We start from the raw sequence: 12,996 nt of genomic DNA on the forward strand, positions 1-12,996 counted from the left end.
ATAAGGTATTAGTTTGAAAGTCTGCTGCATGGTCGTGGCAGGCTTTTTTTGTTCCTCTTGCTGAGGGTGAAATGATACTGTAAACGAGTGGTAGAGTGTGCAAAACCAGCTGGCTGCATGGGGCGGTGGTCGTGTTTTCTCTCATAGAGGACATTCTTTTTTCTTCATAGAGGGTATTTTTTTCTCTCACAGAGCGCACAGAGTTCACTGAGCATTTAGGCGCACGTTTTGAGCGCACAGAAGGCCTTCGGCATACAGAGAACACAGAGCGTTTCAGCTAAAGATGGGTGTAAGGTTCTGTGATATCGGTTGACTTAATGTCTCTGTGGAATGCTGTGTGTTCTGTTTATCTGTGTTTTTCTGTGAGAGAAAGAATGTTGGATACTCGCAGTGGGGAGTTTTATCTCTCACAGAGCGCACAGAGTTCACTGAGCGTTTAGGCGCACGTTTCGAGCACACAGAAGGCCTCCGGCATACAGAGATCACAGAGGCCTTTCAACTAACATTAGCTGTAACGCTCTGTGATATCGGTTGACTTAATGTCTCTGTGGGATGCTGTGTGTTCTGTTCTTCTGTGTAAATCTGTGAGAAATAAAACGCATCCTCTCGATAAGATAAGACTCATGCAAGTCGCTGGGGAGTTTTTTCTCTCACGCTGGGAAGGTATTTCTCTCACAGAGCGCACAGAGTTCACTGAGCCTTTTGGCGCACATTTTGAGCGCACAAGATAGTGGCCCCTCCCCCAACCCCTCCCCCGTAGGGAGGGGAGTAGTATGTGAGGTTACCCCTACAAGACAGCCATTAAGGGACATAAGGAAGCCTACATCCTTTTTATAGGGGTATCTCGGTGATTACGCCCCTCCCTTTTGGGGAGGGGACGGGGGAGGGGCCACCTCTTCTCTGCGTGCTATCCCTGTTCGCAGAAAGGCTTCTGTTCATCTGTGAAAATCTGTGAGAGATAAAATATCCAACGACTCTCTTGTGTACTAAACTCTGTGAGAGATGAAACACCCAACGAGCCTGTTACGCTCATGAAAAAACCTGACAAAAATGCACGAGAAACCCCTTACATCAATAGAGTGATATGATTAAAAACCGAAATCGCAACTAACAAGAAATCAATCACTTATAAACTCGATGCAAGAAGGGCCTTAGTAAGCATCAAGAAGGGCCTTCGCAACACCCAAGAAGGGCATGTTCTGCGAGCAAGAAGGGCGTCCGCTTGAAGCAAGAAAGGCGTACACTGATAGGGAGAGGACGAAAAATATTTACATACAAGGACTGTTGCTACTTTGTGGATGGGCTTTAGTACTGCTGTAACTCTTGTGAGATTATAGTGAAACCCAGCGTTGGAAGCAAGGAAGAACAGTCGACAAAATGAGTTTAATAAAGACAATATAAGACAATGAAAACATTTGATTTCCATTATTCCGTTCGTGAAGTAGACGGAAAAGAGTTTGAGTTAATTGAGTGCACTACGTGGCCTCGCCTTAATGTACAAGTGTTGCACACCACGCCCGAACGCTTCGAAGCAGACTTGAAGGAGGTGAAGAGTCGTTCGCTCTGTGGCTATTCTCTACAAGACAAGTCCTTCATCTTGAAGCATGCGGGCGGCGAGGGCAATGGTGAACTGACGCAAGCTAATATTGACGAAATCTATGATGGCATGCAAGCTATCATGCAAGCCGCTGTGAAATGGTGGATTCTGAATAGAAAGAAGCTCACAGCTTCGGAGAAAGAATAGGCTGGGTGGTCTCTTTCCTTAGTCCTCCTCTCGCTCTTCCCATGGCCTAACGCTATGAGAGAGGACTACATTCAATCGCTTGACGGTCGGCAGTATTGATAGTTATCGCACACGGATAGACAGCGAAAACATAATAATTAATAGATACGAATATGTCATTTACTTGGGTTCCTTACTACAAAGAGTTTGCAGAGAAACTCCTTCAATATCAGGAGGATAGGGTGAGCTTGTGCCGTTTAATATATGATCACGAAGACGAACTATTAATCAATTACCTCCACGACGAGGGGGGTAAGGATGATAAATTTACTGATATCGATCCGTTTACGACCTTTGGATTGTTCAACAGAGGGATTAGTAAGAAGAATAGAGTTTCTTCGGCAGCGTTGTTCAAACGGTTATTGAATATCTCAGCCGAGGTTCCAAGCGATTTTGATGGCGTTCCTATCCTTAATAATCAGAAGTCTCATTTCTTCGGATTTAGGCCGGATAGAAAGCCAGGTGACATTGAGAGCCTTTGGAGACTATTTGTAAAAGTAGTCAAGAAAGAGGACTTTGAAAACGAATACAATGCGCTTTTAGGGCAGTTTCTGATAGGTGTAAATATCACGATGGCTTTGTTCTGGGTTCGACCAGAAGATTTCTTGGCCTTTGATAGTTCGAATAGAGCATATATGAAGGGACGGTATGGCATTGTCTTACCTAACAGAGCACCTGCGTATTCAGCGTATATGAGCATACTTAATGATATTAAGAAGAAAATGAAAGAAGGCGTTATAAAGGAAAAAACATTCTGTGAACTGTCTGCAAATGCGTACAATAGAGCCTTGAATGGGGCAGAGCAGACTCGGTATGACGATATTGTCGGTATATGGAGACGGCGTAAGAACATCGTTTTGCACGGTGCTCCGGGTACAGGTAAGACTTACGATGTACCTGAATTGGCTGTGCGGCTGTGCGACCCAAGGTTTATGAGCAATAGACGGAGTAGGGAGGAGATAGTAAACAGATACAATCAGCTTAAGGACGATGGGCGCCTTATGTTCACTACCTTCCATCAGTCTTTAGACTATGAGGACTGGATTGAGGGATTGCGCCCTGTGGTAAACGAGGCGAGTCAGGTGACCTATGAGATAGAGAACGGTGTGTTCAAGAGGCTATGTGAGGCTGCCGAGCGTTCTAAACTCGAGGGTAATCAGTACGGTATCACTTCGGAGTCTGACGTTTGGAAGGTTTCGCTTAAACGGACAGGAGACAATGATGTGCGGAAAGACTGTATGGAGAATGACTATATCCGTATCGGTTGGGATGAGTATGGAGATGACATTCCAGACGAGACAGATGGTAGTAATCGCAATGATAAGGGTAAGAAGATATTAAATGCCTACATCAATGAGATGAAAGTAGGAGATATTGTAATGTCTTGTTATTCAAGTAAAGAGATAGATGCGATAGGTGTTATCACGGGTGAGTATCGGTATGATGAAAGCTTACCAGCCTATAAGCGTATCCGACCAGTACACTGGCTAATAAAAGGTAAGCGAGAGAATATCGTGGAGAGAAACGGTGGTAAGGAGATGGTAGAGTCTACTGTCTATCGTTTGAAGTCGATACATGTCGAAGATGTAGAGGCCATCCTTGAGAAGTACGGAGTGTTTATCGAGCAGGAGAAGGACGATAAACCCTACGTTATGGTCATTGATGAGCTGAACAGAGGGAACGTCTCAAAGGTGTTTGGTGAACTGATAACGCTGCTTGAAGCAGACAAACGAAAGGGGAGTAAGAATGAGGAGAGTGTGAAACTACCTTATTCTAAGAAGTCCTTTCACGTCCCTGATAATGTGTATCTGATAGCAACCATGAACACAGCCGACCGCTCTTTAGGGTCGTTAGATTATGCTATTCGACGTCGGTTTGCCTTTATTTCGGAGCGACCCATTGGTTTAGCAGGCGACAGATTCAATGCAGAATTGTTTGAGAAGGTCAGCCGGTTGTTTGTTAAGAACTTTGATGCGTATAAAGCGAGTGGTTGGGATGCAACGATGCGACTCCTTCCTGCCGACACACTATGCGATGAGTATAAGCCAGAAGACGTCTGGATAGGGCATAGTTATTTCTTAATGCAAGACGAGGAGGGAGTAGACAACTCCCGTGAACGTATCCTATATGAGCTTATCCCACTCTTAGAGGAGTATGTTCGGGACGGTGTCTTGACAGCTGATGCACAGGCGGTTATCGACGAACTGTATAAGCAGGCGACAGCGTAATGAGGGTTGTGCAACTTAAAGAACAGCTGTTGGAGAACACTTGTCTTCGGCAGTCGGAGTGTGAGGCTATCCTCCCCTGTATGGATGATGGGGCAGAGGTGGTGTGTACTGTTAGGCGAGGTCGTGAGGAGAAGGAGCTTTGTCTTAGGCTAACGCGTGAGTCAGATGTAGTCCGTGCAACGGGTTCTTACTTCGTTGGAGTAGACTGGATAAAGGAAGAGGACGTGGCTGTGCAGGTCAGTCCTAAGCTGAATGATGGTTTTGAGATAGACTATGTTCGTATGCTAAACGAGGCGTTGACCGAGACAGACAACTACAAGCATCTGAAGGATTTACTGACAATTCACTTTGAGAAGCCGTCTATCCGTATCAGTCAACAGCAAGACCTGTTGAGTATCTTCTTGATTACTGAGTATTTGAATATCCTTCATCGTATCGTGAGAAAGGGGCTGAAGAGGAGCTACTATAGGGTTGAAGAAACGTTAAACAATAAGGTTAAAGGACGCATACAGGTGGGTAGAACGATACAACGCAGTCTTGCGAAGGGGCGGATAACGGATAATGTATGTCGTTATCAGGTCTATGACATCGACTCACCAGAGAACAGAATACTCAAGAAAGCCCTTGCCTTTTGTGGAAAACAGGTGGGGGTGTATCGTAATGCACTTGACACAAGCGTCTTGGAGAGGAAGATAAGACAGATAAAACCTTATTTTGAGCGGGTGAGCGATGAGATAAGTGTCAAGTCAATGAGGACGTTTAAGGGTAATCCTGTGTTCAAGGAATACTACACGGCAGTTGAGTATGCACAGTTGCTGTTGAGGCGTTTCAGTTATGACATTACCCTTGCTGGTAAGAAGGAGATAGACACACCGCCGTTCTGGATAGACATGAGTAAGCTCTTCGAACTATATGTATATAGTAAGCTAAGGGCGGTGTTTACAGGACGAAAGGAGGTTCAGTATCATGTAAAAGTAGATTCTCAAGAGCTCGACTACCTCTTAAAGCCTGCGGAGTGGGCCGAGCCCTACGTTATCGATGCTAAGTATAAACCACGTTATGGGGAGTGTGGGGGCATAACCATCGACGATGCGAGGGAAGTAAGTGGTTATGCACGGTTGAGTTGGGTCTATGGTAAGTTGGACTTGGACGCTGATGCGGTTGCTCCTATTAAGTGTTTAATCATCTATCCGGACCAAGAGCAAGAAGAGAGGTTCACCTTTACAAGGACAGCTGAGCCACAATTTGAAAAGGTGTCGGAGTATGTTCGATTCTATAAGGTAGGTATCAAGTTGCCTGTGATAGCCTCGAAGAATCCTTAAAAATTGTGGTTTTGGGGCTTTGGCGTGTCTGTTTTTTAAGGTTGAATGCTTTATAAGGTTATTCAAAGCTTTATATTTTTTTGTATTGGAGGGTGTTGGGGAGGGCTTTGGAGTGATTGATAATTTGTTGAGGGATAGGTTCTTATGGGCCTTATAGGCCTTATGAGGCTCATAAAACGACTTATATTATAATTGACAGGAGCTTGTACTCGATTTTAGTCTCGCTTTTTCTTCGTAATATTGTACTTGAAAAAGAAAGATAGGAAACCTAAATCTTCGTAATTCAAAAAGAGGGTTTGAAGTGCCTAATGAGGCAAGATCTGATTTTAATAACCTTTTAATATAAGTCTTTATGGGATTAAAAACATTTACAAAGTCTATGTTATGTTGCGCACTCTACGTAGTTGGTGCATTAACCGCACATGCTGCTGACCGCTTGGTGATTGTAGGTAATGCTACATGGGGTGGGTGGAATCTTAGTCAGTCTACCGTTATGCAGAAGTCTGACGAGAATGCTGATGTCTTCAAGGCAACCGTTCATTTAGATGCAAATAAGGAGTTTAAGTTCCTTACCGAGCTTGGTTGGGGTAATTTAGAGTACCGTGCTGGTGCTGGCCCTGTCACCTTGCAGTCGGGTGTTGAGGCTCCGTTGGTGAGTAGTGAAGATGAGCCTACGGACGGGAAGTTCTTTGTTAGTGAGTCAGCCAACTATGATATCGTTTGTAACTTGGCCGAGAAGACGGTTGTAGTGACCAAGGCTACGTATCAAGCAACAGCCTTGAAGCACACTGCTTTATGGATGATTGGTAGTGCTACAAAGGGCGGTTGGAGTATCGGTGAAGGTACTGTGATGAAGCAAGATGCGACTAATCTAACTAAGTTCTCAGCACGTACAGAATTGAAGCCAGGCGAGTTGAAGTTCGGTACGAATGTCTATGCAGGCTTCGACCAGATGTTCTATCTGCGCGACTTGACCGATGAAAGGAAGATAGTCTTTGGTGGTAACGATAATAAATGGAATATCACAGAGGAGGCTACATACGATGTTACGGTTGACGTAGCAGCGATGACTGTTTCGTTTACTAAGGTTGATCCAACTGCTATCAATGCTGTGGAGACGACGAGTGAAGCTCCTGCAAGCTATTACACCTTAGGTGGCATGCAGGTAGAGAAGCCCGTTGCAGGTGTGTATGTAAAGCGTCAAGGCGGTAAGACCGTAAAGGTAATGATTAAATAAACTAATATATTCGGTACTACTCCACTAATCTAACTTACAAAAAGAAGGCCATATCGACATCTTATAGGAGATGAAGATATGGCTCTTTTGGCTTGTAGAAAAAGGTTTGTTATACCTTATGCGTTCGGTAAAGGAGGTAGTCTCCATCCGCATGGACCGTAAACTCGCTCGACAAAGCTTCGTTCAGTGTTCCTTGCCACAGCTCGCTAAAGGGGTAGATATCCCATTTTAGTCCGCTGCTGGATAACTCCTTGCAGGTAGCATTGTAGATGCTGACTTGCTGACCAGGGTAGGAAGCAAAGCGCATGGGCCCCGATGCTGCTACAAAATAGCCATAGTCGGTAATCATAACAGGGTCGATAGCTAACTGCCGATAGTAGTAGAGCATGAGAGAAATATTCCCTAAGGTGTGGTCCTCACGCTTCCCAGTCGCTCCGAGGTAGCAGAAACGAGGACGAGTATGGGTTGATGCGTCCATCTTCAGGTGTGAACGAGCGAAGAGAGTGGCCTTGGTAAGGTCGTTAAACTCCTGCTCCGAGATAGGATGATAGATGTGTGCATAACGTTGCTTCAACTCTTCAGAGAGTGAGTCGCCGTCACCGACCACCGCTGTTGGTGCTATCTCATAATCAAGGAGTTCCTCCAAAGCGCCGTCACAGACTATCAGGTTCTTCGCAGTACGTAGGATGCGAAGGGGCAGAACATGGTTGGGAAAGTCGCCAGCAGCAAGTATAACGGCCGAGAAGGGGCTGTGGGAAGGGACCTCCCCTAACCCCTCCGAATATGGGGGAAAGCTGTGGGAAGGGACCTCCCCTAACCCCTCCGAAGGAGGGGAAAGCCTAACGGAGTGTTCGCTGGGGATGTATGGATAGTCGTTGGGAGCGTGTGGATGGTCGCTGGGGACGTAGGGGTACTCGCTTGGTATGTGTGGGTTGCGCCCTTCCTTATTGTTGTCTTTGTTGTTGATATTCATCTGTTTTAGTTTTATCTACTATTATCCTTCTCTTTCAAGGTACTTTATTAGCTTTTTATTGATTGTTCTTAATCATCGCTTTAAGTACATGTATGCGTTTTATGGATTGTTGTAAATCATCGCTTTAAGCACTTGTATGCGTTTTATGGATTGTTCTTACTCATCGCTTCAAGCACTTGTATGCGGTTTATGGATTGTTGTAAATCATTGCTTTAAGCACTTGTATGCGTTTTATGGATTGTTGTAAATCATTGCTTCAAGCACTTGTATGCGTTTTATGGATTGTTGTAAATCATCGCTTTAAGCACTTGTATGCGTTTTATGGATTGTTGTAAATCATCGCTTTAAGCACTTGTATGCGTTTTATGGATTGTTGTCAATCATTGCTTTAAGCACTTGTATGCGGTTTATTGATTGTTGTCAATCATCGCTTTAATCCTCTTTTATACCACTATCGAGTGTTATAAATAGATGTAATAGCGTATAACAATCTTCATTAAGACTATATCTTTTGCTCCAATCAATGGTTATTATGTGGGGAGTCACAGGTGAGGTTTTGTCCCGTTAGGCTTCCCCTCCTTCGGAGGGGTTAGGGGAGGTCCCCATTAGCAGACCCTCTCGAGCGGTTGAGGGAGGCCGCCTCTCTCTTCCACTTAAAGTATCCTGCCACAGCGATAACGGCATAGAGAGCATAGAGGCCAGCGGTGAAAGGGATTCCTTTATATAGGTAGAGAGCAGCTAATTCGATGTCGACAACAATCCAGATCCACCATTGTTCGATGTATTTCTTTGCCAATGCCCATAGTCCGATGAAGCTGAGTGCATTGCCGAAGCTATCTAACACGGGGACTGTAGAGTTAGTGAAACGAACGAGGAGGAGGTAGAGTACGCCCCAGAGGAGGAAGAAGACAAGCAGTGAGGGGAGTATCAACCGCCGAGGAAAGTGTGTGATAGGTATCTCCTTCGCACCCTTCTTTCGTCCAAACTTCCAATACAAGAACCCATAGATGGCTGCCAACGTATAGTAGATCTGCATCCCAAAGTCGGCATACAGTCCTGCTTCGTAATAGACAAACATATAGATGACAGGCATGATAATACCCGTCAGCCAAAGCCATATACTCGCTTTGTATTCTTGATAGATGTAAATTAGGCCGACAAGGCAGCCCAGCATGTCTAATGTCATAAGTCTATAAGATAATGTAGTACGGCTAAGGGCGGCACTAAACACCCCAAGGGCGGCCACTAAACTCCCCACGGTCGGCCCCTCCCCCAGCCCCTCCCCCGTAGGGAGGGGAGTGATCACCGAGATACCCCTACCACTTAGCGATAGGCATCTACTATTTACTGATATACGTTCAAGGCCCTATTGTAGGATGATAAGTACTTAAAGCAGACTTTGCTTACGGCTACTTTGCTTATAGAAAAGTAGTGTTAAGCAGTCTGTGAGTCCTATCTCTTTGTTGTCGATAAGGGCCATCACTATTTTAATAGGATGTTTTTAGTTACCAATCCCTGCGTAAACAGTACATTACACGCCCCTCCCCTGCAGGGAAGAGAATGGGGGAGGAGCCAGTTGGGGAGGTCGGTGTCCTGATGTCTTAGAACTTCAGAGTAACACTCCCCATCATGTTAAAGCCCGCCATCGGTATGAATCCAATCTGCGTATAACGGTTCTCATTAGGATGACCGTCATGGTCGAGGATGGAACTATACACCCATCCGCTGGCTGCATAATGGCGATTGAAGATGTTGTTGAGGTTCAGACCGAAGACAGCCTCCCTCATTCCAGCAATCAGTCGACTTGGGTGAAGGGTGTAGCTGAGGTTGACATTCGTCTGTGAATAGCATGGCAACGACCGTGTCCTATTCTCAGTATTGTCTAAATACTGGCGACTCACGAAGTTAGTATGCCATATTGCCTCAAGTCCTTTATAGTGGAGAGTGAGCATACCATTGAGGATAGCGGATGGAGAGAAGGCCAAGGTAGAGTGGTTGTAATGTATCTTACGGAACGAAGACTCCCAGTCGACGCTTGCCATCTCATCAAAGTCTTTGATGATGTTACGGCTCAAAGCAGCATTACCCTCAACCGTCAACCATGACAGAGGGCTCCATCCTGCCTCCAGCTCAGCTCCCATACGATAGCTGTCCTTGATGTTTGTCGTCAGATTCTCGCCTATATCACTCTGTGCACCCGTCTGTACAAACTGGTTGTTATAGTCCATGTAATAGAGATTAACGCCCGCTCTCCAGTTATGCCCATTGTATTGATAGCCCATCTCAATATCCATCATGCGTTCTGGCGATGGTGCAGGATAACTACCATTATTGGTGAAGTTGTTACGTTCAGGCTCTCGGTTAGCGTATGCAATAGATGCGTAAGCCTTATGGCCAGCACGGTAGTAGCTTACACCTGCCTTCGGATTGACAAAGTCATAACGCTCACTGATGTCTAAGAGCTGGTTCTTGTAGCCATTAGCCACCTTATAGAAACGGTCGTTCTGACCATCGGTCATATACTCCACATGGCGTATCTGCAGGTCCATAAACACGTTCCAGTAGTCTGCAAAGTTATATTTTGCCTTGAAGAAGCCGCTGTAGTCATACTTATGAGCCTTGGAGTCATAGTACTTATAGTCCTTGCCACCCGTGCGATACAGCGCATCTGCCTCCTCATTCTTTATATAAGTAAGGTAGCCAAAGTGGCTGCCACGGAACTGCTGAAGGTTCAGTCCGCCCGTTACATCCCAACTTTCGTCCTTGTAATTACTTGTGTAGACAATGCCGTAGGTGTGCTGTGACAATCCTTTCAGGCGTACGAAGTCACTCTTCTTGACGAAGTTACCATTGCTATCGGTGAACGTCAAGCCGAATTTAGCAAACTTTGTCTTAGGCTTAAGTTCGCTGTAATAACCGTAGCCGTAGGTGTAGTGCAGTGTTATGTTGTGACTCCAGTGCTCAGAAGGATGGAAAGCAAACGACAAGAGGTTATGGTTCTGATAGAAATTATCTGTCGTTTTGTTCCAGAAAGAGCCGTCGCGCATGGTGTAACGTGCCGTCTCGTAGTTGCCATTCCCATCCTTAACAAAGGCCCCGTTAGCATCGGTCTGTAGGTATTCATAGAGCTGGTTGAACTTGCCCAAACCTCTCTCATACATATCTTTATAGGTGGTGATGCCCGTCTTAGAGCCGTAGGTGCCATCCATCAGACTAAGGTCATTGCTCCCCGTAACGACTCCGTTCCATGCTTGACCAGTCTTCTCAAAGTTACCAATGTTCTTATAACTGATGCGGAAGTTATCGCCCAACCATGTAAGTCCACCATAGTAAGACCCCGAACGACCACTCGTACCGTGAACATATCCGTCTGTGGCGGTCTCATGATAGGCCCCATCGAAGACAAGGTGATTAAAGAGAAGACCCGTAGAGAACTTTACACCAGTGTTATACGTATGGTAAGAACCGTAGGAACCGCTCACCTCAACACTCGGTTTCGTGCTCGGTGCACTCGTAGCCAACGACACCGAACCACCGAAAGCACCGTCACCATTGGTAGAAGTACCGATACCACGCTGTATCTGTACGCTACTCATCAGGGAAGCGTAGGAGTTCATATTTGCCCAGAACACCGTCTGGTCCTCTGGAGAGTTGAGTGCCACACCGTCTAAGGTGATGTTGATACGGCTACCCGCAGCACCTCGGATGCGCATTGCTGCCGTACCCGTTCCGAGTCCGTTCTCGCCCCAAGCCAATACGCCTGGCGTCTGTGAGAGAAGGAAAGGTAGCTCGCGTCCACTCTTCGAGAAGGCTTCAAGCTCTGCTTTTTTGATGTTAGATACAGCGTACGGAGCACTCTTCGGCGCACGTACACCTGCCACAACGACCTCGTCGAGATGCTGTTGTTTCAGCGTGTCTGTCACAGTCTGTGCCCTTAACGATGCCACACACGTAAGTGCAGCAGTAAACAGGATAGTTCTTTTCATATCCCAGGTTGATGATTGAAGATAATAGATAAAGGGGGAATCTCCCTACGACGGCATTATCCGTATCAGGTCAATGGGTATAATCTCAGCAAGCCCAAACAGGCAAGCACCCCTTAGTTTCCATTCTGAAAACCGATGCAAAAGTAATAATATATTATCAAACTGCCAAGAGTAAACCGTATAAATATCGTGCGAGGGTGGTTTTATCTGCCCTTTTCAGGCCGTTTCTTTCCCCAAGGAGAGGTGTTGGGTGATGGGTGTTAGGTGTTGATGATTAGTCAAGGAGGGGTGTTGAGTGGTGGATGTTAGGTGTTGATGATTAGCCATAGGGGTATCTCGGTGATTACTCCCCTTCCCTTCGGGGGAGGGGCAGGGGGAGGGGCCGCTATTTTTCTGACCCCTGTGTGTTCTGTTCTTCTGTGTAAATCTGTGAGAAATAGAACGCACCCTCTCTAAAAGATGAGACACATGTGACTCGCTGGGGAGTTTTATCTCTCACAGAGCGCACAGAGTTCACGGAGTATTTTTGCGCACAGTTTCGAGCTCACAGAAGGCCTCCGGCATACAGAGTTCACAGAGCGTTACTGCCAAAGGTGGCTGTAAGGTTCTGTGAAATCGGTTGACTTAATGTCTCTGTGGGCCTTTGTGTGTTCTGCTCTTCTGTGTAAATCTGTGAGAAAAAGAACGCACCCTCTCTAAAAGATGAGACACATGTGACTCGCTGGGGAGTTTTATCTCTCACAGAGCGCACAGAGTTCACGGAGCATTTTTGCGCACAGTTTCGAGCCCACAGAACGCCTCCGGCATACAGAGTTCACAGAGCGTTACTGCTAAAGGTGGCTGTAAGGTTCTGTGAAATCGGTTGACTTAATGTCTCTGTGCACCTTTGTTAAATCTGTTCATCTGTGTTCATCTGTGAGAAATAGAACGCACCCACTCGTATGAGATAACACACAAACAACTCGCTGGGGAGGTTTTTCTCTCACAAAGGGTATTTCTTTTTCTCACAGAACTCACAGATTTAACAGAACCTTTTTGCGCACTGTTTCGAACCCATAAGAGAGTGGCCCCTCCCCAACCCCTCCCCCGCAGGGAGGGGCGTGATATGTGAGGTTACCCCTACAAGACCGCCATTAAGGGACATAACAAAGCCTACATCCTTTTTATAGGGGTATCTCGGTGATTACTCCCCTTCCCTTCGGGGGAGGGGAAAGGGGAGGGGCCGCTCTCTCTCTCATGTTATCTCTTTTCTTTCTCTCACAGAGTTACACAGAAGAACAGAGCGTACAGGGTTGCACAGAGACATTAAGTCAACCGATAACACAGAGTGTTTAAGCTAATCTCAGCAGTAAATTCTGTGATATCTGTCGCCTGCTTGCAGGCGTTTGTGGGTTCCCCCTGTTAGCAGAAAGGCCTCTGTTCATCTGTGAAAATCTGTGAGAGATAAAATTTCCAACGAGCCTCTTG

General features: G+C 46.0%; 7 protein-coding genes and 1 riboswitch. Of the genes, 4 read left to right on the forward strand and 3 right to left on the reverse strand.

Annotated features, from left to right (window positions below; all coding sequences use genetic code 11):
* The first annotated feature begins 1,405 nt into the window (after positions 1-1,405).
* The 4 genes from HMPREF0666_RS14190 to HMPREF0666_RS14205 all read left to right on the forward strand — a co-directional run bounded on the left by HMPREF0666_RS14190 (position 1,406) and on the right by HMPREF0666_RS14205 (position 6,570).
* Positions 1,406-1,744: a hypothetical protein gene (locus HMPREF0666_RS14190; protein ID WP_009013062.1), complete on the forward strand. Its 339-nt coding sequence runs from the start codon at positions 1,406-1,408 to the stop codon at positions 1,742-1,744.
* 152 nt (positions 1,745-1,896) lie between these two features.
* Entirely contained in the window at positions 1,897-4,011 is a 2,115-nt protein-coding gene (locus tag HMPREF0666_RS14195; RefSeq protein WP_009013063.1) for an AAA family ATPase, read from the forward strand.
* A complete protein-coding gene (locus HMPREF0666_RS14200; protein ID WP_009013064.1) occupies positions 4,011-5,333 on the forward strand; it encodes a hypothetical protein in 1,323 nt (440 codons plus the stop codon). The genes HMPREF0666_RS14195 and HMPREF0666_RS14200 overlap by 1 nt, the downstream gene beginning before the upstream one ends.
* 352 nt (positions 5,334-5,685) lie before the next feature.
* Positions 5,686-6,570, forward strand: coding sequence for a SusF/SusE family outer membrane protein (locus HMPREF0666_RS14205; RefSeq protein ID WP_042856451.1), 885 nt, complete (start codon positions 5,686-5,688; stop codon positions 6,568-6,570).
* A 109-nt stretch (positions 6,571-6,679) separates the two neighbouring features.
* Here HMPREF0666_RS14205 and HMPREF0666_RS14210 read toward each other — a convergent pair whose 3' ends face one another.
* From HMPREF0666_RS14210 to HMPREF0666_RS14220, 3 genes are all read right to left on the reverse strand, one after another.
* Positions 6,680-7,543, reverse strand: a complete 864-nt coding sequence (locus HMPREF0666_RS14210) for a thiamine diphosphokinase (RefSeq protein ID WP_009013066.1) — start codon at positions 7,541-7,543, stop codon at positions 6,680-6,682.
* A 589-nt stretch (positions 7,544-8,132) separates the two neighbouring features.
* Positions 8,133-8,729: a nicotinamide riboside transporter PnuC gene (gene pnuC, locus HMPREF0666_RS14215; protein ID WP_009013067.1), complete on the reverse strand. Its 597-nt coding sequence runs from the start codon at positions 8,727-8,729 to the stop codon at positions 8,133-8,135.
* Between the two features lie 415 nt (positions 8,730-9,144).
* Positions 9,145-11,529, reverse strand: coding sequence for a TonB-dependent receptor (locus tag HMPREF0666_RS14220; protein WP_009013069.1), 2,385 nt, complete (start codon positions 11,527-11,529; stop codon positions 9,145-9,147).
* 25 nt (positions 11,530-11,554) lie between these two features.
* A riboswitch (TPP riboswitch) is annotated at positions 11,555-11,653 on the reverse strand.
* Positions 11,654-12,996: the final 1,343 nt, after the last annotated feature.

Source organism: Prevotella sp. C561, assembly GCF_000224595.1.
In the GTDB taxonomy this organism is placed as follows: Bacteria; Bacteroidota; Bacteroidia; order Bacteroidales; family Bacteroidaceae; genus Prevotella; species Prevotella jejuni.

Bases quoted from the DNA above. Each gene is read 5' to 3' on its own strand.
- HMPREF0666_RS14190 (WP_009013062.1), top strand. From the start codon at position 1,406: ATGAAAACATTTGATTTCCATTATTCCGTTCGTGAAGTAGACGGAAAA.
- HMPREF0666_RS14195 (WP_009013063.1), top strand. From the start codon at position 1,897: ATGTCATTTACTTGGGTTCCTTACTACAAAGAGTTTGCAGAGAAACTC.
- HMPREF0666_RS14200 (WP_009013064.1), top strand. From the start codon at position 4,011: ATGAGGGTTGTGCAACTTAAAGAACAGCTGTTGGAGAACACTTGTCTT.
- HMPREF0666_RS14205 (WP_042856451.1), top strand. From the start codon at position 5,686: ATGGGATTAAAAACATTTACAAAGTCTATGTTATGTTGCGCACTCTAC.
- HMPREF0666_RS14210 (WP_009013066.1), bottom strand. From the start codon at position 7,543: ATGAATATCAACAACAAAGACAACAATAAGGAAGGGCGCAACCCACAC.
- pnuC (WP_009013067.1), bottom strand. From the start codon at position 8,729: ATGACATTAGACATGCTGGGCTGCCTTGTCGGCCTAATTTACATCTAT.
- HMPREF0666_RS14220 (WP_009013069.1), bottom strand. From the start codon at position 11,529: ATGAAAAGAACTATCCTGTTTACTGCTGCACTTACGTGTGTGGCATCG.